The organism is Salinicola halimionae, assembly GCF_003206065.1.
Lineage (GTDB): Bacteria > Pseudomonadota > Gammaproteobacteria > Pseudomonadales > Halomonadaceae > Salinicola > Salinicola halimionae.
Genome location: NZ_PZJQ01000004.1, coordinates 1 through 26,401, shown reverse-complemented (window position 1 = coordinate 26,401; position 26,401 = coordinate 1). Strand labels below are relative to the sequence as shown.

At 61.8% G+C, this 26,401-nt stretch carries 26 protein-coding genes; 14 read left to right on the top strand and 12 right to left on the bottom strand.

All coding sequences use genetic code 11. The features are described from left to right. Positions 1–444: 444 nt before the first annotated feature. The 11 genes from DOM27_RS06110 to radC all read right to left on the bottom strand — a co-directional run bounded on the left by DOM27_RS06110 (position 445) and on the right by radC (position 10,889). On the bottom strand, positions 445–2,127 hold the full coding sequence (locus tag DOM27_RS06110) for an NAD-dependent malic enzyme (protein ID WP_110655194.1): 1,683 nt from the start codon (positions 2,125–2,127) through the stop codon (positions 445–447). A 278-nt stretch (positions 2,128–2,405) separates the two neighbouring features. Next, positions 2,406–3,620, bottom strand: coding sequence for a YeeE/YedE family protein (locus tag DOM27_RS06105; protein ID WP_110655193.1), 1,215 nt, complete (start codon positions 3,618–3,620; stop codon positions 2,406–2,408). A 165-nt stretch (positions 3,621–3,785) separates the two neighbouring features. Next, positions 3,786–4,799, bottom strand: coding sequence for a tryptophan--tRNA ligase (locus tag DOM27_RS06100; RefSeq protein ID WP_110655192.1), 1,014 nt, complete (start codon positions 4,797–4,799; stop codon positions 3,786–3,788). Between the two features lie 110 nt (positions 4,800–4,909). Further along, on the bottom strand, positions 4,910–6,028 hold the full coding sequence (gene ald, locus DOM27_RS06095; RefSeq protein ID WP_110655191.1) for an alanine dehydrogenase: 1,119 nt from the start codon (positions 6,026–6,028) through the stop codon (positions 4,910–4,912). A 160-nt stretch (positions 6,029–6,188) separates the two neighbouring features. Beyond that, positions 6,189–6,623, bottom strand: a complete 435-nt coding sequence (locus tag DOM27_RS06090) for an acyl-CoA thioesterase (RefSeq protein WP_110655190.1) — start codon at positions 6,621–6,623, stop codon at positions 6,189–6,191. A 57-nt stretch (positions 6,624–6,680) separates the two neighbouring features. Then, positions 6,681–7,016 (bottom strand): putative signal transducing protein, encoded by a 336-nt coding sequence (locus tag DOM27_RS06085; protein WP_110655189.1) that lies wholly within the window; start codon positions 7,014–7,016, stop codon positions 6,681–6,683. Between the two features lie 27 nt (positions 7,017–7,043). Beyond that, positions 7,044–8,234: a class I SAM-dependent rRNA methyltransferase gene (locus tag DOM27_RS06080; protein ID WP_110656352.1), complete on the bottom strand. Its 1,191-nt coding sequence runs from the start codon at positions 8,232–8,234 to the stop codon at positions 7,044–7,046. Between the two features lie 222 nt (positions 8,235–8,456). Beyond that, the gene (gene mutM / locus DOM27_RS06075; protein WP_110655188.1) at positions 8,457–9,272 is read right to left on the bottom strand and encodes a bifunctional DNA-formamidopyrimidine glycosylase/DNA-(apurinic or apyrimidinic site) lyase; all 816 of its coding nucleotides are present in this window, start codon (positions 9,270–9,272) and stop codon (positions 8,457–8,459) included. A gap of 106 nt (positions 9,273–9,378) precedes the next feature. Beyond that, the gene (rpmG, locus tag DOM27_RS06070) at positions 9,379–9,534 is read right to left on the bottom strand and encodes a 50S ribosomal protein L33 (protein ID WP_031384643.1); all 156 of its coding nucleotides are present in this window, start codon (positions 9,532–9,534) and stop codon (positions 9,379–9,381) included. Between the two features lie 11 nt (positions 9,535–9,545). Beyond that, positions 9,546–9,782 (bottom strand): 50S ribosomal protein L28, encoded by a 237-nt coding sequence (rpmB, locus tag DOM27_RS06065; RefSeq protein ID WP_075563219.1) that lies wholly within the window; start codon positions 9,780–9,782, stop codon positions 9,546–9,548. A gap of 432 nt (positions 9,783–10,214) precedes the next feature. Continuing rightward, positions 10,215–10,889 carry a RadC family protein gene (radC, locus tag DOM27_RS06060; RefSeq protein ID WP_110655187.1) on the bottom strand — a complete coding sequence of 225 codons (675 nt, stop codon included), beginning with the start codon at positions 10,887–10,889 and terminating at the stop codon, positions 10,215–10,217. Between the two features lie 196 nt (positions 10,890–11,085). On the opposite strand from radC, the gene DOM27_RS06055 reads away from it, so the two are divergent. From DOM27_RS06055 to slmA, 14 genes are all read left to right on the top strand, one after another. Continuing rightward, a complete protein-coding gene (locus DOM27_RS06055) occupies positions 11,086–11,790 on the top strand; it encodes a GntR family transcriptional regulator (protein WP_110655186.1) in 705 nt (234 codons plus the stop codon). Positions 11,791–11,819: 29 nt separating this feature from the next. After that, positions 11,820–13,031 (top strand): D-mannonate dehydratase ManD, encoded by a 1,212-nt coding sequence (manD, locus tag DOM27_RS06050; protein ID WP_110655185.1) that lies wholly within the window; start codon positions 11,820–11,822, stop codon positions 13,029–13,031. 58 nt (positions 13,032–13,089) lie between these two features. After that, a complete protein-coding gene (locus DOM27_RS06045) occupies positions 13,090–14,112 on the top strand; it encodes a Zn-dependent oxidoreductase (protein ID WP_110655184.1) in 1,023 nt (340 codons plus the stop codon). 100 nt (positions 14,113–14,212) lie between these two features. Further along, positions 14,213–15,196 (top strand): TRAP transporter substrate-binding protein, encoded by a 984-nt coding sequence (locus DOM27_RS06040; protein ID WP_110655183.1) that lies wholly within the window; start codon positions 14,213–14,215, stop codon positions 15,194–15,196. A gap of 59 nt (positions 15,197–15,255) precedes the next feature. Continuing rightward, positions 15,256–15,849, top strand: coding sequence for a TRAP transporter small permease (locus tag DOM27_RS06035; RefSeq protein WP_110655182.1), 594 nt, complete (start codon positions 15,256–15,258; stop codon positions 15,847–15,849). Further along, on the top strand, positions 15,849–17,129 hold the full coding sequence (locus DOM27_RS06030; protein WP_110655181.1) for a TRAP transporter large permease: 1,281 nt from the start codon (positions 15,849–15,851) through the stop codon (positions 17,127–17,129). The genes DOM27_RS06035 and DOM27_RS06030 overlap by 1 nt, the downstream gene beginning before the upstream one ends. Before the next feature lie 4 nt (positions 17,130–17,133). Then, positions 17,134–18,633, top strand: coding sequence for a mannitol dehydrogenase family protein (locus tag DOM27_RS06025; protein ID WP_110655180.1), 1,500 nt, complete (start codon positions 17,134–17,136; stop codon positions 18,631–18,633). Positions 18,634–18,635: 2 nt separating this feature from the next. Beyond that, on the top strand, positions 18,636–19,817 hold the full coding sequence (uxuA, locus tag DOM27_RS06020) for a mannonate dehydratase (RefSeq protein ID WP_110655179.1): 1,182 nt from the start codon (positions 18,636–18,638) through the stop codon (positions 19,815–19,817). Between the two features lie 91 nt (positions 19,818–19,908). Beyond that, the gene (coaBC, locus tag DOM27_RS06015) at positions 19,909–21,168 is read left to right on the top strand and encodes a bifunctional phosphopantothenoylcysteine decarboxylase/phosphopantothenate--cysteine ligase CoaBC (RefSeq protein ID WP_110655178.1); all 1,260 of its coding nucleotides are present in this window, start codon (positions 19,909–19,911) and stop codon (positions 21,166–21,168) included. A gap of 83 nt (positions 21,169–21,251) precedes the next feature. Then, complete coding sequence (gene dut, locus DOM27_RS06010; protein WP_110655177.1) at positions 21,252–21,752, top strand: dUTP diphosphatase; 501 nt, start codon at positions 21,252–21,254, stop codon at positions 21,750–21,752. A 95-nt stretch (positions 21,753–21,847) separates the two neighbouring features. After that, positions 21,848–22,399, top strand: a complete 552-nt coding sequence (locus DOM27_RS06005; RefSeq protein ID WP_110655176.1) for a YaeQ family protein — start codon at positions 21,848–21,850, stop codon at positions 22,397–22,399. 54 nt (positions 22,400–22,453) lie between these two features. Next, the gene (locus tag DOM27_RS06000; protein WP_110655175.1) at positions 22,454–23,866 is read left to right on the top strand and encodes a phosphomannomutase/phosphoglucomutase; all 1,413 of its coding nucleotides are present in this window, start codon (positions 22,454–22,456) and stop codon (positions 23,864–23,866) included. A 95-nt stretch (positions 23,867–23,961) separates the two neighbouring features. Continuing rightward, positions 23,962–24,867, top strand: coding sequence for an acetylglutamate kinase (argB, locus tag DOM27_RS05995; RefSeq protein ID WP_110655174.1), 906 nt, complete (start codon positions 23,962–23,964; stop codon positions 24,865–24,867). 161 nt (positions 24,868–25,028) lie between these two features. Then, positions 25,029–25,646 (top strand): nucleoid occlusion factor SlmA, encoded by a 618-nt coding sequence (gene slmA, locus DOM27_RS05990; protein ID WP_110655173.1) that lies wholly within the window; start codon positions 25,029–25,031, stop codon positions 25,644–25,646. Positions 25,647–25,876: 230 nt separating this feature from the next. Here the strand turns inward: slmA and DOM27_RS05985 are convergent, their stop codons facing one another. After that, positions 25,877–26,197: a hypothetical protein gene (locus DOM27_RS05985; RefSeq protein WP_110655172.1), complete on the bottom strand. Its 321-nt coding sequence runs from the start codon at positions 26,195–26,197 to the stop codon at positions 25,877–25,879. Between the last annotated feature and the right edge of the window lie 204 nt (positions 26,198–26,401).

Here is a 26,401-nt window from a genome sequence, read left to right as displayed (position 1 = left end):
TGAATGCCACCAACGAAGCCCCACCGATCAAGCCCCACGGATCGGTGGGGCTTTTTCGTGGCTTCTGTTCCAACCTGATGGGGCGGCTCATTTCATGCCGCCGCGTTTACCACTGAGCAGGCATTAACCTACCTTCCGGTCATGGGCGCGAGGGGCAAGCCCCTCACACTCCCCTTATTGACGCCGCGTAATAACGAAACCCTGAAAGCGGTAACGCCGAATTCGGGTCGGCGCAAAAGGGCATCCTGCCCAACGCGCCTTTTGCGACATCCATGTCGCAAAACCCGATTCATCGTACCCGCGTTCAGTGCTATTCCGGAGGCGTCGTTATGCAGCGGGATTCAAACTCGGTAGAAATACTATCGAGCTGAAATCAGTCGGCGGGGGCCAAATACGAACAAGCCCCGCACTTGGCGGGGCTTGTCGTGACTCATTGAGGATCGATCAGATCGAGCGGCGACGATACTGCCGATAACGCGGATACCAGAAGTGGCCGTGGATCGCGTCCCACAGCACCTCATCGCTGGACGAGAGCGCGACACTGTCGGTTTGGGCCTGCTTGCCGACAGCGAAGGCAATCGCCTGACTGATCTCGCGGATATCGCCCAGTGCGGGCAGCAGCGCGCCCTCCCCGGTCTTGACGATCGGCGCACTGTCGGCGAGCGCATTGGATGCCGCCATCAGCATGTTGTCGGTGACGCGCGTCGCGTTCGCGGCAATCACGCCCAGCCCGATGCCCGGGAAGATATAGGAGTTGTTGCACTGCGCGATGGGGATCTTGCGGCCGTTGATCTCCACCGGCGGAAACGGACTGCCGGTGGCGACCATCGCCTGACCATTGGTCCACTCGAGCACGTCCTGCGGCACTGCCTCGACCTTGGAAGTCGGGTTCGACAGCGGCATGATCAACGGATTCTTGCAGTTGGCATTGAGGGTCTTGATCACCTCTTCGGTGAACAGCCCCCGCTGACCGGAAACACCAATCAGAATCGTCGGCTTGGCATTACGAATCACATCGATCAGCAGGCGAACGTCGCTATCGAAATCCAGCGCGGCGGGATCATGGGCGAGACGCTGCTGGAAACTGTGCAGCCCTTCCATGTCGGTGGTCAGCAGACCGTCCTTGTCGACCATGAAGATCCGCTGGCGTGCTTCGGCTTCAGAAAGTCCCTCACGGGTCATCGCGATCACGATCTGCTCGGCGATGCCGCAACCGGCGGAACCGGCCCCCGCGAAGGTGATCGTCTGCTCGCTAAGCTTGACGTTCTTGGCCTTGCACGAGGCCAGCAGCGTGGCGACTACCACCGAGGCCGTGCCCTGGATATCGTCGTTGAAGCAGCACAGCTCGTCGCGATAGCGCTCCAGCAGCGGCATGGCGTTGGTCAGCGCGAAGTCCTCGAACTGCAGCAACACATTCGGCCAGCGAGCCTTCAGCGCCTCCATGAACAGAGTAATGAACTCCGCGTACTCGTCCGGCGACACGCGCTTGTGACGCCACCCCATGTACATCGGATCATCGAGCAACTTCTGGTTGTTGGTGCCCACGTCCAGCGTGATCGGCAGCGTGTAGGCTGGGCTGATACCGCCGCAGGCGGTATAGAGCGAGAGCTTGCCGATGGGAATGCCCATGCCACCAATGCCCTGATCGCCCAGGCCAAGGATACGCTCACCGTCGGTCACCACGATCACCCGGACCTTGTCCTTGGTGGCGCTGCGCAGGATGTCTTCCATGCGGTGACGGTCGGGATACGAGATGAACAGCCCACGGTGATTGCGATAGATATTGGAGAACTCTTCGCACGCCTCTCCCACTGTCGGGGTATAGATGATCGGCAGCATCTCTTCGAGATGCTCTTCCAACAGGCGGAAGAACAGCGTCTCGTTATCGTCCTGGATCGCCCGCAGATAGATGTGCTTGTCGAGATTGTTCTGACACAGCGTGTACTGGTGATAGGCGCGTTCGAGCTGCTCTTCGATGCTCTCGACGTTCTGCGGCAGCAGACCCACCAGGTTGAACTCGATACGTTCTTCACTGGTAAAGGCGCTGCCCTTGTTGAGCAGCGGTGTTTCCAGCAGCGACGGTCCAGCGTAAGGGATGTAGAGCGGGCGCTTGGCGTGATCGGACATGAATCGACTCTCGCGGTAACCAACGAATGAAACGCGCCTGTCGGCCGGGCGAGCTCACCGGTCGTTGGTGCAGGCCCGATGGCGCATTGTCGTTATCGCCCACGCGGTTGCCACGCAACCGAACGGACGCCCGGACAACCCATGGCTGGCCGAGGGTCGAACAGTATGCCATCTGCGGCGGTTAATGGCATGCCTGCCGTGAGAACCCTTGCCAAAAGACTCAGCCGGCAACCGAAAGCCCCACCTGAGCAGGGCTTCATCACCATATCAGCCGGCTCTTAGCAGCTGGCCGCTACCGGTTTCGCTGGCCCAGGAAAGAACAGCGGACGCAGTTTGACGCCGAACATGTTGCCGGCGAACGCCGCCACCAGCCATAGCCAGCCGTGGAGACTACCGGACGCGATGCCGCTGAAATAGGCCCCGATATTGCAGCCAAAGGCCAGACGAGCGCCGTAGCCCAGAAACAGGCCGCCGATTATCGCTGCCGCTACAGAACGCAGCGGAATTCGGAAGCTGGGCGCAAATCGCCCTGCCAGTGAAGCCGCCAACCCGGCACCAAGAATGATGCCAACATTCATGACGGTGGTGATGTCACTGAAGATGCTGCTGTCGAGGGAGGCCGCGCGGCCCGGATTTTGCCAGTAGCCCCAGCCGGTAACGTCACCGCCGACGGCCTGAAATGCCTGGGCGCCCCACAGCGCGAACGCCGAGGTAATCCCCCACGGGCGACCGGCCAGCGCCAGCGTCACGAAATTGAGCAGCGCCAGGCCGACCGCACCGGCAAGTATCGGCCAGGGGCCCGTGAGCCAGCGTCCCGGGCCGGGCGAAACCGATGAGGTCTGCTCGAGTTGACCGTGACGACGCTTCTCCATGGCGATGGTCAATGCCGCGATCGCCGCGAACAGCACCAGGCTGGCGACGATCCCGCCACCGGTGCCGAACAGATCGATCATCGAGGTCGGCTGGAAGGCCGGTAGGCTCTGCCACCAGGCAAAATGCGCCGTGCCGATTACCGAACCGACGATGAAGAACAGCAGCGTGATCAGCATACGGGCGTTACCGCCACCCACGGTGAACAGCGTCCCCGAAGCGCAACCGCCGCCCAATTGCATTCCCACGCCAAACAGAAAAGCGCCCACGATCACCGAAACACCGATCGGCGAAACGAAACCCTGCACCGGGTGGCCAAACAATGTCCCCGCCCCCAATGCCGGAAAGAACAGCACAACCGCCAGCGCCAGCATCACCATCTGCGCGCGCAAGCCGCGACCGCGACGCTCGGTGATGAACACACGCCAGGCAGAAGTGAACCCGAACGAGGCATGATAGAGCACGATACCCAACGCGCCACCGACCAGCATCAGCCAGCCCTGATTGCCGCCAAAAGACAGGCCGACGCCCAGTGATCCCAGCCCGAGCAAGATCGCCGCGATCCAGGCTTTCGGCGACAGCCGACCGATCCCCGGTGGCGACGTGCGTGTCAGAGTCGTCATAAGTAGAGCTCCCTTTAGACTAAAATCGAATGGGCAATACTTTAGTCTTTTGGTCGGGAATACGAAAACGACAAAAACGACTTTATTTAGCCACTTTAGTTATATATATGAATCATTATCAAAAAAACCGGCTCATATGGCCGGCTTTCCTGCTTGAACGGACGCCTACTGAAAGCGGCCCAACCCTACCGCGATACGCAATTTTTCCATCAGCGTATTAGCTTCGTCTCGCGCGCGCTCGGCTCCGTTCAACAGCACCTGCTCGATATGAGCTGGATCGTTCATTAACGCCTCGTAGCGCTCGCGCGGCTCGCGCAGGTGAGCGTTGAGGTATTCGAACACCTCGTTCTTGGCGTCACCCCAGCCGATACCTTCCTGGTAGCGTTGGCGCATGGCCGCGCTCTCTTCCGCCGTGGCAAAGGCCGAGTAGATCTGGAACAACGTGCAGGTATCCGGATCCTTGGGCTCGCCCGGTTCCAGCGAGTTGGTCTTGATCTTGCGTACCAGCTTGAGCAGCTTCTTCTCGCTGACGAACAGCGGAATGGTGTTGTCGTAGCTTTTCGACATCTTGCGGCCGTCCAGGCCCCGCAGCACCTCGACCTTCTCGTCGACGATCGCCTCGGGCAGGGTGAAATAATCGCCCTTGTAGATATGGTTGAAGCGCCCCGCCATATCGCGCGCCATCTCGATATGCTGAATCTGGTCCCGCCCCACCGGCACCTTGTGAGCGTTGAACATCAGAATGTCGGCCGCCATCAACACCGGATAACCGAACAGGCCCATGGTAACGCCGCGATCGGCATCACTCTGACCCGCGGCCTCGTTGTCCGCTACCGCCGCCTTGTAGGCATGCGCCCGATTCATCAGCCCCTTGGCGCAGACGCAGGAAAGCAACCAAGTCAGCTCGGGGATCTCGTGAATATCGGACTGGCGATAGAAGATGGCATTGTCGGTATCCAGACCCAGCGCCAGCCAGGTGGCAGCGATCTCGAGACGCGACTGCTGAATGCGTTGCGGATCCTGTGACTTGATCAGCGCGTGCAGGTCGGCGAGAAAATAGTAGGACTGGACATCGGGATTCTGGCTCTCGGCGATGGCCGGCTTGATCGCGCCGACATAGTTGCCCAGATGCGGCGTACCCGTGGTGGTGATGCCGGTTAGAACGCGTCGCTTGCTCATGGAGTCTTCGAATCTGTCAGAGGAATGGCAAAGGGGAAAGTGGCAGTGAGGGCAGTTTACCGTGCCACCTTCCCTATAGCGAACACCTCACTTTGGTAGAACGCTCGGCCTCAGGCTTTCAGAATCTGCTCGGTAGACACCACATCCAGCCCGAATGCCTCGCCCACGGCGGCATAGGTCACCTGGCCGGCGTGAACGTTGAGGCCACCCAGGAAGTGCGCGTCGTCGGCCAGCGCCTGCTTCCAGCCCTTGTCGGCGAGTGCGATCACGAACGGCAGCGTCGCGTTGGTCAGAGCCTGGGTCGAGGTGCGGGCCACCGCGCCGGGCATATTGGCGACGCAGTAGTGAACGATACCGTCGACCACGTAACTGGGATCGGAATGGGTGGTCGGCTTGCTGGTCTCGAAACAGCCGCCCTGATCGATCGCCACATCCACCAGCACGCTGCCCGGCTTCATGTCGGCGAGCATGGCGCGGCTGATCAGCTTGGGGGCTGCCGCGCCGGGCACCAGCACCGCGCCGATGATCATGTCCGACTCGCGCACGGCCGTTTCCAGGGTCTCGGTGGTCGAATAGACCGTACGGATCTGGCCCTGGTAGCGATGATCAAGCACCTCGAGACGCGGCAAGGACTTGTCGAGGATCGTCACTTCGGCGCCTAGGCCCAGCGCCATGCGCGCAGCGTTCTCGCCGACCACGCCACCGCCAATGACGGTTACCTTGGCCGGCGCCACACCGGGCACGCCCGGTAGCAGAATACCGGCACCACCCTGCGCCTTTTCCAGACTGTGAGCCCCGGCCTGGACGGCCATGCGCCCGGCGACGCGACTCATCGGCGCCAGCAGCGGCAAGCCGCCTAGCGCATCGGTAATGGTTTCGTAGGCTATGCAAGTCGCGCCACTCTCGATCAGCCCTCGCGTCAGCGGCTCTTCAGCGGCCAGATGAAGATAGGTGAACAGTGTCTGCTCCGGGCGCAGCCGGGCGACTTCTTCCGCCTGAGGCTCCTTGACCTTGAGAATCAGGTCGGTGACTGCCCATAGCGCATCGACGTCGCTCATCATCTCGGCGCCCGCTTCCTGATAGACATCGTCCGCATAGCCGGATCCGGTGCCCGCCTCGACCTGCACCGAAACGCGGTGACCTCGCGCCACCAGTTCGCGCACGCCGCCCGGTGTCAGAGCGACGCGGTATTCATGGTTCTTGATTTCCTTGGGCACGCCGATATGCATGATGATTTCCTCGATCGCTGGTTGTCATTGAAGGATCGAGAGAATTACAGCACAGCAGCAATAAAGACGGGATAGACACAAACAAAAGACGAACAACACCCGAATGCACCCCGCTCTTCAAAGGAATATCCGGATTTAAAGAAAAAGACAGGAATATTCGCTAATCGGCAATCACCGCATCGCCGTAGACCTCGATGAATCGAGACGGCATTCGTTTCGGCCGACCGCTGGAGAGTTCGATACAGGCGAAACGCGTGTGTGCACGAAGCAGAGTACGTCGAGTTCCAACGTCGCATAGCTGGAACCGGCGCTCCAGCGTCAGGCGACCGTCACAGGCGATGATCCACGTCGCAAGCTGGAGGTGATCGCCTTCGAAAGCGGGCGCCAGGTAATCCAGTTCATGGCGATGGACGACCATGCCGCGATCGAGCGCTCGGTAATCGTCGAGGCTCAGCCCGAGATGGCGGGAGTGGGCCCAGCTGGCACGCTCGACCCAGCGTAGGTATTCCGCGTTGTTGACGTGAGCGTAATGATCGATGCTCGATGCCTCGACCTGGATGTCGATCACGAAAGAGGTAGGTAGATCCCAGTCCATGACAGCCTCCTGAGGGGATCGGGCGGATCGGGATCGCCTGAGCGCGACGACCCGGGCTTAATCGCCAGCGTCCTCCGGTCGCATCTGCCCGCACTGCCAGCAGCGATCGAACACGCCGTCCAGCCGTTCGCCGCAGCCTGCGCAGCGCCATGCCGGCGCGCTCACGGCAGGGCCGTCGAGCGCATCCCGCACCAGCTGGCTCGCCGGAGCTTGGTCCTCCGCAGCCACCCAGACTTCCGCCTCGCACTGATCGGGTGGCAGCTCTCCCGCGCCACCAGCCAGCGTCATGTTGCACAACGTGGCCGAGAGGCCAGCATTCTCGATCACGTTACGAACATGACTGACCAACAAGACATTGGGATGACGAAACACGCAAACCTGGCCGGCAGACATGTCAGCGATCCCCGTCAGTGGCGTCAATCAATTGTGAAAGACCCGCACGCCGAGCGCTTTCAGATAGGCCGTTTCCGGAATGGCCGGATGAATCGGGTGATCGCCGGACTGGCCGCCACGATAGAGAATCTGGCCGTGGCGATCTTGGTGACGAACCGCACCCCGTACGCACTCGACCAGCCGCTCTTCGTAAAGATGCATGGAGCAGGAGGCCGACATCAGCAGGCCATCGCGGCTCAGCAGGCGCATCGCTTCGCGATTGAGTCGGGCGTAGGCGCGCTCGCCGTTGGTAAGGTCCTTGCGCTTCTTGATGAAGGCCGGCGGATCGAGTACCACCACATCGAAACGCTCACCCTCGGCACGCAACGCGGTCATGGCTTCGAAGACATCGCCATGACCCACGGCGACCTGCTCGTGGACACCGTTGAGCGCGGCGTTCTCGGCGACGCGATCCAGTGCCGACTCGGAGGCGTCGACGCAAAGCACTTCACTGGCACCGTGTGCCGCGGCCTGCACACCCCAGCCACCCACATAGCTGAACAGATCCAGCACGCGCTTGCCGGCGACCAGGCCGTTGAGCCAGGCGCGGTTGGCGCGGTGGTCATAGAACCAGCCGGTCTTCTGACCATCCAGCACCGGCGCCACGAAACGCACGCCGTTCTCTTCCAGCAGCACCTCGTCCGGCAGCTCGCCATGGACCACCGCCACTTCGGAATCGAGCTTTTCCAGACGACGGCCGCTGGAATCGTTCTTGAACACGATGGCGCGGGGCGACAACACCTTGTCCAACGCCGAGATCACCTCGTCGCGCACCATTTCCATGCCGAGCGTATTGAGCTGGACCACGAGCACGTCGTCGAATCGATCGATGATCAGGCCCGGCAGCAGATCGCCCTCGCCATGGATCAGCCGATAGAACGGCTTGGCGAACAAGCGATCTCGCAGCGCCAGTGCCTGATTGAAGCGATGCACCAGTAGCGAGCGGTCGAGTCGGACATCGGCATCGCGGGAGACCACACGAGCGCAGATCAGCGAGTTCGGATTAACGTAGGCAACGCCCATCGCCTTGCCGTTGGCGGCTTCGATGATCACCTGCGCGCCCGGCTCGAGATCCTTGAGCGGGGTCGCCTGGATATCGATCTCGTTGGAGTAGAGCCATAGATGGCCCGCCTTCAGACGTCGATCGGCGTTCTTCTTGAGGCGCAGGGTCTGGGTCACGGTTGACTCCATGTGCAGGGGCTCCATCGGCAAGAGAGATCAGGAAAAGAATAGGGAAGCAACGTTTCGAACAGGCATCTTTGAATAGAAATCTTGGCGCATTCTAACCCGCATGCAGCTGGCACCAACCCGCAAGGACAAAATCGGATGAATTTCGAACCCATCTCAAGCCGATCGCGATTCGACGAACGACGTCGAGCAAGAAGATCAGATAATCACCGCTCAGGTCTGACAGAGGGTGCAGTAGACCGTGGCGCGCTGCCCCAGCACGATATGGCGCAGTTCCAGCCCGCAGTGACGGCACGGCTCGCCGGCACGGCCATAGACGTTGAGCCGCTGGGCAAAATATCCCGGCTCGCCGGTACCGCTGACGAAGTCCCGCAGCGTGGTTCCGCCTTGGGTAATCGCCGCCGCCAGCACGGTCTTGATCGCCTCGGCGAGGCGATCGAAGCGCTCGAGCGAGACACGCCCTGCTGCCCGGCGCGGATCGATGCCTGCCATGAACAGCGCTTCGGTGGCGTAGATATTGCCCACGCCGACCACCACGACATTGTCCATGATGAAGGTCTTTACCGCGGCACGCCGACCCCGGGAGAGCCGATAGAGCCGCTGACCGTCGAAGCCGGGCGACAGGGGTTCCGGCCCCAGCCGCGACAACCGGGTATCCAGGTCGGCGCTGCCCCGCAGCCAATCGACGAACCCGAAACGCCGCGGATCGTGGTAGCGCAGGATGGCCCCGTCCTCGAACACGAGATCGACATGATCGTGCTTCTTGGGTGGATCGCCGACGCGGGCGATCCGCAAGCTGCCGGACATGCCCAGATGCCACAGCAAGGTGCGCTCGGCCAACGGCAGTAGCAGATACTTGGCGCGGCGTTCCAGCTCGCCGAACTGCCCGCCGATCAGCGCCGATTCCAGATCGCTCGGCACCGGTGTGCGCAAGCTGCGATGGCGCACGATGACCTCGACGATCTCCCGACCCTCGACGTAGGGCGCAATACCGCGACGAGTTGTTTCGACTTCGGGAAGCTCGGGCATGCTCGAATTCTCGCGTTTCAGCCATCACAAACGAGAAAACCCGGTCGAGGACCGGGTTTTCCGTACTGTCATTCCAGCGCCGACTCAGCGCTGTCGGAAAGCTAGATCACTTGATCTTGGCTTCCTTGTACATGACGTGCTTGCGAACGACCGGATCGTACTTCTTGAATTCGAGCTTGTCCGGGGTGTTACGCTTGTTCTTTGCCGTGGTGTAGAAGTGGCCGGTACCGGCACTGGACACCAACTTGATCTTGTCACGCATGTCTCGACTCCTTAAAGGCTAGCGGCACGCTTGCGGATATCGACGAGCACCGCTTCGATGCCCTTCTTGTCAATAATGCGCATGCCTTTGGAAGACAGACGCAGCTTGACGAAACGCTTCTCGGATTCGACCCAGAAACGATGCGTGTGCAGGTTCGGGACGAAACGACGACGTGTCTTGCGCTGTGAGTGCGAGACGTTATTACCAGTCACCGGACGCTTACCGGTAACCTGACAAACTTGGGACATGGAAGCCTCCGACCACTGGCGGGTTGGGTTGTTCGGTTTATCTCGGGCATCTGTTTCGGAATACCCCTTTCGGGACTACCCCAGCCACCTCGGAAGACGCACGAAATGACGAGCTCTCGCCGTATGCCCTGATTCAAAGGGCGTACTTTATACCAGAGCGCCCTGATTTTCGCAACAAGTCGAGCCACAAGGCACTGAAGCAATCATCCGTGCCGTGCGAGCAAGACGCGGGGCAATCGTTACCGATAGCCCCCTCGAGAAACCACCCGAGAACATGGCGCGGTATGTTACCCGAAACCGACACGCGTTCCCATCCCCATCTCGAAATGGTTCTCCTGCCTCTCTATATGATGCAGCCAACGCCCTGTAACCACCGTGTACAGCCAACGTTCGAGAACCGCTCTACAAGACCAGAGCTCCACGACCAACGCTCTACAACCACCCGCGTTCGGCGAAAGAGATCACTTCGCCGTCACCGATCACGAAATGATCGAGCACGCGGATGTCGAACAGGGCCAGCGCCTCGCGCAGGCGTTCGGTGATTCGTCGGTCGGCATCGCTCGGCTCGGCGACGCCGGAGGGGTGATTGTGCGCGAAGATGACGGCGCCGGCATTGCGCGCCAATGCTCTCCGAGCGACCTCGCGCGGGTAGACGGAAGCGCTGTCCAACGTGCCTTCGGACAGGATCTCGAATCGGATCACGCGATGCTGAGTGTCCAGAAACAGGGCCGCGAACGCTTCGTGATCGAGGTGACGCATCTGAGCGCTCAAGAACTGCCGCACCAACGCAGGCGACGTCAGCGCCGCGTCACGCTCGAGCAGGCTGCCCAGATGGCGGCGCGATAGCTCGAGCGTCGCCTGCAGCTGAACGTAGGTCGCCTCCCCCAGTCCGTGCTCGGCGCAGAATCGTCGCCGATCTGCCTCCAGCAGCGGGCGCAGTCCGCCGAAAGCGCTCAGCAGGTCCCGCGCCAGATCCACTGCCGAGCGCCCCTTGACGCCGACGCGCAGAAAGATCGCCAGCAGCTCGGCATCCGACAGCGCCGAGGACCCCAGCGTCATCAGCTTTTCCCGCGGCCGCTCTCCCTCCGGCCAATCGCGTATTCCCATGCCCCTCCCGTTCACCCGTCGTGTCTTGAACCCCTGACTCAGGACATCGGCCGCGTCTCTCAAAACCTGTGAACGGTTTTCGGGGATGGCACGCATCTACCCCCAAAGTTGAATCGCCAATTTCCGGCAAATCACTACCATACTAGTCAGACAAGACCATAAAGCGAGCCGGTCAGACAAGAATTCTGGAGCCCTAGTGACCACGACCACCCTACAAAGCCTCTGGACCACCTCGGATGCCGGCCATGTGCGCCAGCGTCTCTATGACGTGCTGCGCCACGCCATCATTCGGCTGGTGCTGGCCCCGGGGCAGGCCCTGTCGGAGAAAGAGATCGCCGACACCTTCGATGTGAGTCGTCAGCCCGTCCGCGAGGCTTTCATCCGACTTTCTGAGGCAGGGCTGGTCGAAGTCCGCCCTCAGCGCGGCACCTTCGTGGTCAAGATTTCACCCCAGGCGGTCTACAGCGCGCGCTTCGTGCGCGAGGCGATCGAGGTGGCGGTAGCCAAGTCCGCAGCGGAAGAAGGTCTGTCGTCACGCGGGCTCGACGATCTCTTCGAACTGGTCGAGCGCCAGCGCAGGACGATCGGCGGGGGGGATTACGACCGCTTCTATGTCCTCGACGAGGAGTTCCACCAGACGCTGTCCCGAGAAGCCGGTCATGAATCGGCCTGGCGATTTACTGAAGAGGTCAAGGCGCATTTCGATCGCGTGCGTTACATCAGCGTACCCGATGGCACCCCGCTGGAAACCCTGGTCGAGCAGCACGCCCGCATCGTCGAAGCCATCAAGAATCGCGATCCGAGCGCTGCCGAACATGCCGTGCAGACGCATCTGCGCGAGCTGCTCATTTCGCTGCCGCGACTGATCGAACGTTTTCCCGATCTGTTCGACAACCACTGAAACCGCCTTTTCCTCAAGCCGGAGAGTCCATGAAAATCATCGACGCCCGCGTCATCGTCACAAGCCCCGGACGCAACTTCGTCACGCTCAAACTGATCACCGAATCCGGTACCTACGGCATCGGCGACGCCACGCTCAATGGCCGCGAAATGGCCGTGGCCGCCTATCTTGAAGAGCATGTCGCGCCGGCGCTGATCGGTCGCGATGCCAGCCGCATCGAGGACACCTGGCAGTATCTCTATCGCGGCGCTTACTGGCGTCGCGGCCCGGTCACCATGAGTGCGATCGGCGCCGTCGACATGGCCCTGTGGGACATCAAGGCCAAGGCCGCCAACATGCCGCTCTATCAGCTTTTGGGCGGCAAGAGCCGTGAGCGTGTGATGACCTACGCCCACTGCACCGGCAAGGATATCGACAGCTGTCTGGAGGAAGTCGCCCGGCACGTCGAACTCGGCTACAAGGCGGTTCGCGTGCAGGCTGGCGTCCCGGGTATCAAAACGATCTACGGCGTCGCCAAACGTGAAGGCGAGCGCTATGAGCCGGCGGACTCCGAGCTTCCCGCCGAGCACGTCTGGAGCACGGAAAAGTACCTCAACCACGCGCCGCAGCTGTTCGCCGCGGTGCGCGAGCGCTTCGGTCACGATCTGCACCTGCTGCACGACGTCCACCACCGTCTGACACCGATCGAAGCGGCGCGTCTGGGCAAGGCGGTGGAGCCTTACCACCTGTTCTGGCTGGAGGACTGCGTCCCCGCCGAGAACCAGGAAAGCCTGCGTCTGATTCGCGAGCACACCACCACGCCGCTCGCCATCGGCGAAGTGTTCAACTCGATCCACGACTGCCGCGAGATGATCCAGAACCAGTGGATCGACTACATCCGTACGCCGCTGACCCACGGCGGCGGCATCACACAACTGCGTCGGATCGCCGATCTGGCCTCGCTCTATCACGTGCGCACCGGCTTCCATGGCCCCACCGACCTGTCGCCGGTATGTCTTGGCGCCGCAATCCACTTCGATACGTGGGTGCCCAACTTCGGCATTCAGGAGCACATGCCGCACGATGAGCTGACCGACAGCGTCTTCCCCCATGACTATCGCTTCGAGGATGGCCATTTCCTGGTTGGCGAATCGCCGGGACACGGCGTCGATATCGATGAGGAAGCCGCCGCTCGCTATCCGTTCAAGCGCGCCAGCCTGCCGGTCAACCGGCTCGATGACGGCACGCTGTGGCATTGGTAGACGACCGCACTGGTGATCCAGCCATACGGCGATTGCGATAATTTCGGGAGAGTCATCGATGCAAGCCTTTGAAGTCAGCGCCCCTCATGCGTTCGCCGTCGGCGACCAGCCCGAGCCTCAGGCGGCGCCGGGTGAAGTCGTGATCGATGTGGCCTACGCCGGCATTTGCGGCTCGGACATGCACATCATCCACGGCGACAATGCCTTCGTCCGGTTTCCGCGCATCACCGGTCACGAGTTCGCCGGCGTGATCAGCGCCGTGAGCGACGGTGTCGACCCCGCTCGCGTCGGCGAGCGCGTGTGTATCGACCCGGTCGTCAGCTGCGGCCGGTGCTACCCGTGCCGCATCGGTCGTCCCAACGTCTGCAGCGCAATGCAGGTGATCGGCGTACACCGCAACGGCGGTTTCGCCGAGCAGGTCAACGTGCCGGCGAGCAACGCACATCGACTTCCCGACGATCTCGATCTCGATGCCGCCGCGCTGGTCGAGCCCTACTCCATCGCCGCCAACGTGCTGTCGCGGATGGGACCTCAGCCCGGCGATCGTCTGCTGATCATCGGCGCCGGCGTCATCGGCCTGACCTTGCTGCAGATGGCGCGCGCCATCGGTCTCGAAGAGATCACCGTCACTGATATCCTCGATGAACGTCTGGCCTCGGCCCGCGAACTGGGCGCCGGCCACACCATCAATGGCCGCAGCGAGGATCTCGAGCAGGCCGTGCTGAACGCAACCGATGGTGAAGGCATCCCGCTGATCGCCGATGCCGCCTGCATACCGGCGATGCTGCCAGCCATGCTGCGGATGGCCTGCCCCGCCGGGCGCATCGGACTACTCGGTTTCAGCCCCACCCCCAGCGATCTGATTCAACTGGAAGTGATCAAGAAGGAGCTGACGCTGGTCGGCTCGCGTCTGAACAATCGCAAATTCCCGGAGGTGATCGAACACATCGCCGCCGGTCGTCTCGATCCCAAGGCGCTGATCAGCCATCGCATCGCTCTGGCCGAAATGCCCGGCGCCATCGATCTGCTCGAGAACCACCCGGAACAGGCGCGCAAGGTGCTGGTAAAGATTTCATCTTGAACGCCCCGTGAAGCCCGTCCCTGATTCTGGAAAAACCGGAAGCGGGACTGACTTGGACAACAAAACCGACGCGTATCCCACGCGACAGGAGACTCACGCCATGTTGACGACCACCACACTCAAACACATGCTCGCCGGCGCCGCCCTAGGGGCCACGCTGCTGGGAAGCCAGGCAGTAATGGCCGCGGACTACACCCTGAAATTCGGCCATCTGGCCAATGAGCAGAACATATGGAACAAGGCCGCGCTGAAGTTCAAGGAGCTGGTGGAAGCCAACTCCGATGGCCAAATCGAGGTCCAGGTCTTTCCCAACGAGCAGCTCGGCAGCGAGATGGATGTGATCAACAGCATCCAGTTGGGGACCGCCGACATGACCATCACCGGCGAGAGCCTGCAGAACTGGGCACCCAATGCCGCGATGATGGCAGTGCCCTATCTGTTCCGTGACGCGGACCACATGCGCAAGGCCGTGGAAGGCGACGTCGGCGAGCAGATCGAACAGCAGATCACCGAGCGCACCGGCCTGGTGCCGATCGCCTGGTTCGAGCGTGGCCCGCGAGAGCTGACCTCCAATCGTCCGATCAAGACGCCGGACGATCTCGATGGTCTGCGCATTCGCGTGCCCAACGTGCCGCTGTTCGTCGATACCTGGGAAGCGCTGGGCGCCCGCCCGACCCCGATGGCTTTCAGCGAAGTGTTTACCTCGCTGCAGCAGAACACCATCGAAGCTCAGGAAAATCCGCTCAGCCTGATCGAGAGCGCCAGCTTCAATGAAGTCCAGCAGTACGTGGACATGACCGATCACGTGCGCAGCTGGATCTACGTGGTAATCGGTAAGCAGAAACTAGAATCGATGCCGGACGATCTGCAGAGCGTGGTGCGCGACGCGGCCAGCGAGATGCAGTCCTACGAGGAAGGTCTGTTCGTCGATGACCAGAAGCGTCTCGAACAGGCACTCAAGGACAAGGGCATGCAGTTCGTCGACGTCGATCAGGAAGCGTTCGCCAAGAAAGCGCGTCCGGCAGTTCTCGACTCGCTCGACGATGATCAGCGCAAGCTCTACGACGAGATTCAGGGTCTCTGACCGCCGTACGCCGGGGGCAAGACGCTTCCGGCTTTCTCATTTCCCGTTCGGAGATCGCCATGTCGGAACAAGAAACGGACACTCAACAGCAGGATATCCAGGAAAGCCTGGAGATCCTGAACCGTGTTCCGCGCCTGGGCGGCCCCATCGGCCGCCTGGCTGACGGGCTGGATCGCATTCTGCTGTGGTTGGCCGTGATCGCCCTGATAGGGCTGTCACTGACCGTGCTGCTGCAGGTCGCCTCGCGATTGTTTCTGCCCATCACGCTCTCGTGGACCGAAGAGCTCACACGCTATCTCTTCATTTACATGGTGGCGCTAGGCGCTGGCGTGGTGCAGCACCGTAACCGGCACGTCAACGTCGAGCTGTTTCATGGTTGGCTCGGTTTCCGTGGTCGAGCGGGCTATCTGGTACTGATCTCGGCGATCACCTTCATTTTCACGATCCTGGTGCTGCCTAACGCCTGGCAATTCGCCCAGATCGGCGCGTTCCAGACATCGCCGACGCTGCGCATTCCCATGCTCTACATCTTCCTCTCTTCGGTGGTGCTGTTCGGGTCGCTGTTGCTGTACAGCCTGATCGGGCTGGCCGAGGGGATCATCGCCATGATTCGTGGCGAGCGCGCCGACACCACCCGCCAGGAGGCGCTCTGATGGAAATCGCCGTTCTCTTCGTCACCTTTCTGGTACTGCTGTTGATCGGCCTGCCGATCGCCTTCTGTCTCGGCGTGTCGTCACTGGCCTATCTGATGCTCGGCGGAATCTCGTTGACCATCGTGCCGCAGCGAATGTTCTCCGGCATCGACTCCTTCGTGCTGCTGTGCATTCCCGGCTTCGTGATGGCCGGCAATCTGATGAACGTGGGCAACATCACCCAGCACATCGTGCGCTTCTCCAATGCCCTGGTCGGGCATATCCGCGGCGGGCTGGGGCTGGCCAACGTCGGCGGCTCGATGATATTCAGCGGTATCTCCGGCACCGCCGTGGCGGACGCCGCCAGCATCGGCTCGGTGATGATCCCCGGGATGGCAAAAGCCGGCTACGACAAGCCGTTTGCCGCCGCCGTGACCGCTGCCTCCTCGACCATAGGCCCGATCATTCCACCCAGCGTCCCGATGATCATCGTCGGCTCGCTTTCGGGCATTTCCGTGGGTCGAATGTTTCTGGCCGGCGCTCTGCCCGGCCTGCTGCTGGGCGTGGCAATGATGATAACCGCCTACTGGCTGGCCGTGCGGCGAGGCTATCCGAAGGAGAAGCGCGCTACGCTCAGAGAGCTGATCAAGGAAGGCCGTAGCGCATTCTGGGCGCTGCTGATGACCTTCATCATTCTCTACGGCATCATCGGCGGCCTGTTCACGCCGACCGAGGCTTCTATCGTCGCCAGTCTCTACGCCTTGCTGGTCGGCACCTTCATCTACAAGGGGATCAACTGGCGAAACCTGGGTGGCATCCTGTCCGATACCGTCATCACCTCGGCATCGCTGATGCTATTGGTCGGGCTGGCCAACCTGTTCGGCTGGATCCTGACCAGCCAGCAGATTCCGCAGATGCTGGCCGATGCGATTCTCGGCATCAGCACCAATCCGATCGTGGTCATTCTGATCCTCAATCTGATCCTGCTGTTCGTCGGCGCTTTCATGGAGACGATCGCTGCGTTGATCATCCTGTTCCCGGCGCTGCTGGGCGTGGCCACCGGCATCGGCATGGATCCGATCCACTTCGGCGTGATGGCGGTACTCAACCTGATGATTGGCCTGACCACACCGCCGGTGGGTGTCTGCCTGTTCGTGGTCTCGAGTATCGGCAAGCTACCCATGCTTCGGGTCGCCAAAGCCATCATCCCGTTCCTGATCTGCAACCTGATCGTGCTGATGTTGGTGTCCTTCGTGCCGGCACTGTCGCTGTGGCTGCCCAACCTGCTGATGGGGAAATAGCGCAATGGCTCCAAACGACATCCATATCGAGCGTGAACCCAGCCAGACCACGCCGGTCAAAAACGGCATCGTCCACCTCGGGCTCGGCGCCTTTCATCGTGCCCACCAGGCGGTCTACGTGCAGCGAGGCATCAATCGCACTCGCACCGGGCAGGGGAACGAATGGGGCATCTGCAGCGCCAACATTCGCTCCAATCACATGCTGGTCGATCAACTGCGCAAGCAGGATCTGCGCTATCACGTCGTCGAGTTCAGTGACAGCGAACACGTCACCCTGCGCGAGATCAGCGCCATTCGCGAAGCCCTCTATGCCGGGTCGGACGGGCCGGATCGCGAGGCGCTTCTGGCCCGCATGAGCGATCCCGGCGTCCGCATCGTCACCCTCACCGTGACCGAAAAAGGTTATTTCCTGAACCCTGGCAGCGGTGAACTGCTGCACGACGCTGCACCGATCGCCCACGATATCGCTCATCCGGAATTACCGGACACCGCGCCGGGCATACTGGTGGAAGCACTGGCGCGACGCCGCTCGGCAGGCATCGCGCCATTCACCGTGCTCTGTTGCGACAATATGCCCCATAACGGTCAGCGCACGCGTCGCGCCGTCATTTCGCTGGCGCGTCACCGCGATACCGAGCTGGCCGAGTGGATAGAGGCGGAGGTTGCCTTCCCCTCGAGCATGGTCGATCGCATCGTGCCGGCCATGACCGATGCCGACCGCCAACGCCTGGCGGCGCTGGGTGTGGAAGACCCGGCCGCGGTGGTCTGTGAAACTTTCAGCCAGTGGGTGGTCGAGGATCGTTTCCCGCTGGGCCGGCCGGATTGGGAAGCCGACGGCGTCGAGATGGTCGCCGACGTCGCGCCGTTCGAAACCATGAAGCTGCGTCTGCTCAACGGCGCCCACTCGCTGCTGGCCTATCTCGGCGCCCTGGCCGGTATCGACACGGTCGATGCCGCCGTCGCTCGCCCCGCTTTTCGCCAGCTTCTTCAGCACTACTGGCAGCGGGAAGCGATCCCTACGCTTTCGCTGCCGGATGGCACCGATGCCGACGTCTACACCGGGAGCCTGCTGGCGCGCTTCGGCAACGATAGCCTCCAGCACCGACTGCAGCAGATCGCCATGGACGGCTCGCAGAAGCTGCCCCAGCGCTGGCTGGCAGGCGGTGTCGAACGGATGACCGCCGGCGACGAGGTCAGCGTCACTGCCTTGGGCGTGGCCGGCTGGATTCGCTATACCGCGGGTAGCAATCTGTCCGGCCGACTGCACCCGGTCGACGATCCCATGGCCGAGACGTTTGCCACGCTGCATCGTCGCCATGCCTGCGACCGCCCCGCACTGGTCGACGCCTTTCTCGGGCTTGATGCCGTTTTTCCCGCGGCACTACGCGATGATCGGCAGTTCGCCCAACAAGTCGTCGACGCGCTGACGCGACTGGAACGCGATGGCGTGGAAGCCACAATTACCACCGCTCTGACACTCAACTTTTCTGATCGGGATGCTTGATCATGGAACACACCTGGCGCTGGTTCGGTCCGGCCGATCCCATCACCCTCGATGACATCCGCCAAGCCGGCGCCACCGGCATCGTCACTGCCCTGCACGAGATTCCCAACGGTGACATCTGGCCGGTCGAGGCGATCGCCGAGCGCAAACGCCTGATCGAATCCGCCGGTCTGACCTGGTCGGTGGTCGAAAGCGTGCCGATTCACGAGGCGATCAAACAGGGCCTGCCTGAAGCCCAGGGCTACATCGACAACTACCGCCAGACGCTCGCCAATCTGGGCCAGTGCGGTATCGATGTGGTCTGCTACAACTTCATGCCGATCCTCGACTGGACTCGCACCGATCTGGCCTGGCCGCTACCCAACGGCGGCACCGCGCTGCGCTTCGACCAGACCGCCTTCGCCGCCTTCGATCTGTTTCTGCTCGAGCGCGAAGGGGCAGCAACCGATTACAGCGAGACCGAGCGGGAAGCGGCCAGCGCTTATCTGGAGACACTCGACGCGGCGGCACGAACGCAGCTAGTCGACACCGTCATCGCCGGGCTGCCCGGCACCGAAGAGCACTACACGCTGGAAGATTTCCGCCAGGCGCTCGACGCCTACCGCGAGATCGATGCCGAACGGCTGCGCGCCAATCTGACCACGTTCCTGCGCGCCATCGTGCCCACGGCGGAGGAAGCGGGCGTGCGCCTGGCGATTCACCCGGACGACCCGCCCCGGGAACTGCTGGGGCTGCCGCGCGTGGTCTCGACCGCCGAAGATGCCCAGTACGTACTCGATAGCGCACCCAGCCCAGCCAACGGCCTGACCTTCTGCACCGGCTCCTACGGCGTACGCGAGGACAACGACCTGGTCGCCATGGCCAAGCGCTTCGCGCCGCATATTCATTTTGTGCATCTGCGCGCCACCCAGCGTGAGTCCAACCCGCTCAGTTTCCACGAGGCCGACCATCTGGATGGCGACGTCGATATGGTCGGGGTGATTGGCGCTCTGGTTCAGGAACAGCGCCGACGCCAGCGTGAAGACGGCAACCGACTGCCGATGCGCCCGGATCACGGTCATCATCTGCTCGACGACCTGACTCGCGACAGCCGCCCCGGGTACCCGTTGATCGGTCGACTCAAGGGGCTCGCCGAGCTGCGTGGCGTCGAGCTCGCCGTCCAGCGTCTGCTGCCGCGGGATTAGATTCCAGCCCGGCTTTTCGGCGCACTGCCACGCTACGCAAATCCCCGGCGCCGGTGGTAAGGTGAGCGTCTGCATTTCCAGGACGCCTACCATGTCGCTACCGCTTGCCCCGGGGCTGGCCGGAACCCGAATTCTGCTCGGCATCAGCGCCGGCATCGCCGCCTACAAGAGCGCGCATCTCGCTCGTCTGCTGAAAAAGACGGGTGCCGAGGTGCGCGTCGTCATGACCGAGGGCGCCCAGGCGTTCATTACCCCGCTGACCCTGCAGGCGCTGACCGGCGAGCCGGTGCGCACCTCGCTGCTGGATCCCGAGGCCGAGGCCGGCATGGGCCATATCGAGCTGGCCAAGTGGTCGGATATTATCCTGATCGCGCCGGCCACCGCCGATCTGATGGCACGACTGGCCCACGGCCACGCCGACGATCTGTTGACTACGCTGTGTCTCGCCACCGAGGCGCACTGTCTGATGGCACCGGCGATGAACCAGGCAATGTGGCGCCACCCGGCGACGCTGGCCAACGCCGATCGGCTGCGTGAGCTGGGCTGGGCACTGTTGGGTCCCGACGCCGGCGATCAAGCCTGTGGCGACGTCGGTCTAGGCCGCATGCTCGAGCCGGAGACGATTCTCACCCAACTGCTGGCCGAGCGCGAACGCCCCCGCGGCGAGTCATCCGAAATGATGCCCGTGCATCAGGATCTGGACGGCAAGCGCGTGGTCATTACCGCCGGACCGACCCGCGAAGCGCTGGACCCGGTACGCTATCTCTCCAATCACAGCTCCGGCAAGATGGGCTACGCCTTGGCCGCGGCCTGCGCCCAGCGCGGTGCCAGCGTCAGCTTGGTGAGCGGCCCCGTCACGCTATCGACGCCGCCCGGCGTCAATCGAATCGATGTGACGTCGGCCTCGGAAATGCTGGCCGCCGTCGAATCCCAATTGCCTTGCGATCTGTTCATCGGCTGTGCTGCCGTGGCGGACTACCGTGCCGCATCGGTTGGCGAGCACAAAATGAAGAAAACGGATGACGACGCCGGCCTGACGCTCGAGCTGGTGCGCAATCCGGATATCGTTGCCACGGTCGCGGCGCGTCCGGACCGCCCGTTCACGGTCGGCTTTGCCGCCGAGACGCAGGATCTCGAGACGCATGCCGGCAGCAAGCTCGAACGCAAGCGCCTGGACCTGATCGTCGCCAACGATGTCTCCCGTGAAGGTGTCGGTTTCGGCAGTGACGACAACGCCGTCACGCTACTGTGGAAACAGCACGATCAGACGACACGTCGCGAACTTCCGGTTCAAGCCAAAGCGACACTGGCTGCCGTCATCGTCGATCACATCGTCGACCGCCTGCCCTAGTCGCGCCCGACCCATGCCACGCAGTGCTAAGCTAGATCGCTTGCTTGCCTTTCAATGTCATTCGCTTTCAGGAATATTTTTCCATGTCATTCAGTAACCCGTCCGTCGCGTCATCTTCTCCATCGGCGGTCAAACCCAAGCTTTCGGTCAAGATTCTCGATGAGCGTGTCCACGACTACCCGCTGCCGCACTACGCCACCGTCGGCAGTGCCGGCATGGACCTACGCGCGCTGCTCGATGAAGCGTTGACGCTGGCTCCCGGTGACAGCGCCCTGGTGCGCACCGGCCTCGCCATTCATATCGGTGATCCGGGCCTGGCCGGCGTGGTGCTGCCGCGCTCCGGTCTCGGTCACAAGCACGGTATCGTGCTGGGCAACCTGGTCGGCCTGATCGATTCCGACTACCAGGGGGAGCTGATGATCTCGGTGTGGAACCGGGGCCGCGAGACGTTCATGCTCGAACCCGGCGAACGCCTGGCACAATACGTGCTGGTGCCGGTGGTCCAGGCCGAACTCGAGATCGTCGAGGATTTTGTCGCCACCGACCGCGCCGCCGGTGGTTTCGGCCACTCTGGTCGACAATGAGCGGGCGACAGTGACGGATAGACCATGACGGTTCGACGATAATCGCCGGACGCCTCTCGCCTGTCACGGGCGATCTCTCTGCAAGGAAATGTCGCGTGGCGCTAAGCGCAACCATCTATAAAGCGAAACTCAACGTCAGCGATCTGGATCGTCATTACTATGGCGATCACGCGCTGACCGTGGCCTGCCACCCTTCCGAGACGTCGACCCGGTTGATGGTGCGTCTGCTGGCGTTCATCGCCAACGCGCACCTCACCAGCGGCGACGATGAACTCGCCATGACCCGCGGGCTGAGCAGCGACGACGAGCCGGATCTGTGGCTCAAGGCGCCGGATGGCCGCATCCTGCTGTGGATAGAATTGGGTGAACCGTCGCTGAAGCGTATCAAGCAGGGGCTTTCCCGAGCCGAACGCGTACTGGTCTATCCCTATGCGCCCCGCAGTGCGGCGCAGTGGTGGAAAAAACTGGAGAACGATATCCGGGCGCTACCGCGGGTCGAGGTCTGGAACCTACCGACTGAACCGCTGGCGGCGCTGACCGCCCTCGTCGACCGCAACCTGAGCCTGGGTGCCACCCTGATGGAAGGTCAGTGGTTGATTACCGACGGACAGACCTCGGTGGACCTCGAGCTCGAGCGCTGGACGTGACCGCCGACGCCGGCGCGCGATGACGCCGGACAATGACGATGCAAGGAAACGACGATGAATGACTCGTCCGAGGCCAACGTGCCCGCCTCGATCTTCCGGGCCTACGATATTCGCGGCATCGTCGATGAGGCGTTGACCGAAGAGACGGTAGAGTGGATCGGCCGCGCAGTGGGCAGCGAAGCTGCTGCCCGCGGCCAGCAGTGCGTGATCGTCGCTCGCGATGGCCGCCGCTCCGGCCCTCGCCTGCAGGCGGCATTGGTCCGCGGCCTGAGGGCCTCCGGCCGCGACGTAATCGATATCGGTCGCGTACCCACGCCGGTGCTCTACTTCGCGACTGCCACCCTCGATGAGAGTCGCAGCGGCGTGATGGTAACCGGCAGCCACAACCCGCCGGATTACAACGGCTTCAAGATCGTGCTCGACGGTGTCGCGATTTCGGGCGACGCGATTACCGGCCTGTTCGAGCGCATCCGCAGCGGCGACCTCAGCAAAGGCAACGGTACCCTGACACCGCTCGATGTCAGCGAGGCCTATCTCCAACGCATCCTGGGCGATGTCTCGCTCGATCAAGATCAACGCGGGCGCCCGCTCAAGGCAGTCGTCGACTGCGGCAACGGTGTCGCCGGGGAACTGGGGCCGAGGCTGATCGAGGCGCTGGGCGTGGAGACGATTCCGCTTTTCGCCGAAATCGACGGTGATTTCCCCAATCACCACCCCGATCCCGGCAAGCCGGAAAATCTGGTCGACCTGATGGCCAAGGTCAAGGAAACCGGCGCCGATATCGGGGTGGCTTTCGATGGCGACGGGGACCGTCTCGGTGTGGTCACGCCCGAGGGAGAGATGATCTACCCGGACCGACTGCTGATGGCCTTCGCCACGGATCTGCTCCAGCGTGATCCGGGCGCGCGCATCGTCTTCGATATCAAGTGCACCGGCAATCTGGCCCAGATCATCGAGTGCGCGGGAGGCGAGCCCGAGATGTGGCGCACCGGCCACTCGCTGATCAAGGCACGCATGAAGGAGACCGGCGCCCAGCTTGGTGGCGAGATGAGTGGTCACATCTTTTTTGCCGAACGCTGGTACGGCTTCGATGACGGGCTCTATGCTGCCGCCCGGCTGCTGGAAATTCTATCGCGCCAACCGCATGACGCCGATCATTTTTTCAGCGCTTTCCCGCAGGATATCTGTACGCCGGAGCTGAACGCGGCGGTCACCGACGAGGAGAAGTTCGCGATCATCGAGCGACTGGCCGAGACCGGCGACTTCGGTCAGGATGGCATCAAGACGACGCTCGATGGCATTCGCGTCGACTACCCCGATGGCTGGGGGCTGTGTCGCGCCTCCAATACCACGCCGGCACTGGTTTTGCGCTTTGAAGGCAAGGATCAGACGGCACTGACGCGCATCCAGCGACAGTTCGGCGCCGCGCTGCTGGCGGTGGCGCCGGGCGTGGAACTGCCGTTCTGAACATGCAGAATACGACACATACGCTCGATAACAGGGAATGCGCCACCGGTGCTGAAAGTCCGAATGGCGCGCAGATAGTGGAGACTTAACGCCTCATGAACGAGAGCTCACGCGACCCGCGTCAGGTGGTCGAGATCCTGTCGGAAGCGCTGCCCTATATTCAGCGCTATTCCGGCAAGACAGTGGTGGTCAAGTACGGTGGCAACGCCATGACCGAAGACAAGCTGATCGACTCCTTCGCCCGCGACATGGTGTTGATGAAGGAGGTCGGGATCAATCCGGTGGTGGTCCACGGTGGTGGCCCGCAAATCGGCCAGCTGCTGGCACGGCTCAACATCGAATCGCGCTTCGTCAACGGCATGCGCGTGACCGACGCCGAAACCATGGACGTGGTCGAGATGGTGCTCGGCGGGTTGGTCAACAAGAACATCGTCACCCAGATCAACCAGTGCGGTGGCAAGGCGATCGGTCTGACCGGCAAGGACAACGCCCAGATTCTGGCGCGTCAGCTCAAGGTCGAACAGTACAACCCCGCCCTGACCGAACCCGAGATCATCGATATCGGGCACGTCGGCGAGGTGGAACACATCTCCACCGATCTGATCGAGATGCTCGCCGAACGCGATTTCATTCCCGTCATCGCACCGATCGGCGTCGATCGCGAAGGCCATAGCTACAACATCAACGCCGACCTGGTCGCCGGCAAGGTGGCCGAAGCGCTGAAGGCCGAGAAGCTGATGCTGTTGACCAACGTCGCCGGCCTGCAGGATGCCGAAGGCAACGTCATGACCGGACTCTCCACCGAGCAGGTCGATGCGCTGATCGCCGATGGGACGATCTATGGCGGCATGCTGCCCAAGATTCGCTGTGCGTTGGATGCGGTCAAGGGTGGCGTCGGTAGCGCCGTCATCGTCGATGGCCGCGTGGTACATTCGACACTCCTGGAAATCTTTACCGATGCCGGGGTCGGCACTCAGATCACCGACCATCGTGACTCGTGACTGACCATCGAACGTGACTGGCGATCGACGCTGACAACGTCGTAGACAGGCATTCAGATCATCGCGGGCCCGGAAGGCCCGCCCCGGCTGCCAAGCAACAAGACAATCAGTCCGGGCCGCTCCAGGAAGGAGCTCCAATAAAACGACCGATAAGAACCGTCATGACGCAGGCAACTCCCCCACTCTCCCGTCGCGAACAGATTCTCCAGGCCCTGGCCCTGATGCTCGAGGAGGATAGCGGCAAACGCATCACCACGGCCGCGCTGGCTCGACAGGTCGGCGTCAGCGAAGCCGCTCTCTACCGCCATTTTCCGAGCAAGGCTCGCATGTTCGAGGGGCTGATCGAATTCATCGAAGCGAGTCTGTTCGAACGTATTCGCCGCATCCTCGATGACGAGCCTTCGGCACTCGCCCGCTGCGAAACCATCGTTCAGCTCGCGCTGACGTTTGCCGAAAAGAACCCTGGTCTCAGCCGGTTGATGGACGGCGACGTACTGACTGGTGAGACGGCACGTCTACGGACCCGCATGTCCCAACTGTTCGAGCGTCTGGAAACGCAACTCAAGCAGGTACTGCGCGAAGCGGAGCTCCGCGAGGGGTTGCGGCCACAGTTGCCGGTGTCGGCGGCCGCCAATCTGTTGTCGGCTTTCGTGGAAGGCAGAATCAGCCAGTACGTGCGCAGTGACTTCCGTCACCTGCCCACCACGCACTGGGAAGATCAATGGCGTCTGCTGGGCGGCGGTTTGCTGTTCGCGACGACACAGTCGACACCGGCTTGACGCTCCGACGCCAGCCTAGCGCACTGACTCGCCCTCTTGCGTGGAAAGAATGCGAACATCAGGCGTGAAGCATGCGCTCATCGACATTTCAGGCGGATACTAAAAGGCCCGAGTTCATGCAATGCATGAGGCTCGGGCCTTGAATACCAACCGGGATGAACCGTCTCCTTCAGGAAATGAATCCACCCAAGCTGGGCTTACGACTTCCTATCTTCGTACAGCCAAAAATATCAGTTTTGATTCTCTTTGGCTTCGTCCTGCATGTCTTTACCAGCGTCTTCCATAGAATCACCGGCATCATCCATCGTATCTTCGGTGGCGTCGCCAGCGTCGTCCATCTTGTCGCCCATGGTGTCGCCAGCGTCGTCCATCTTGTCTTCGGCGGAGTCTACAGCATTGTCGGTAGACTCTGCGGCGTTATCCGCTGCATTGTCAATGGACTCACCAGCTTCTTCGGCAGCCCCATCATCGCTGTCACAGGCGGCAACGCCTAGCGCCATGGTGCCTACCAGTGCGGCCATAGCCAACTTTTTCAACAGTTCAGATTGCATCGTGTAGCTCCTTTACTCTTCCATGAATTCCCTAACAAGATAGCTTGAGCCGAGCAAATCATCCACCGATCTGCCCTCTTTCCTCATTTTTTGCTAAACGTGAACAGTCTGCTTTAAAAATGGCGAATCGCTCAAATGAGCAATTATATGAACATTACTCCATACTCAATGGCCGATATTATCTGGCAATTCTTTCCGGCATAA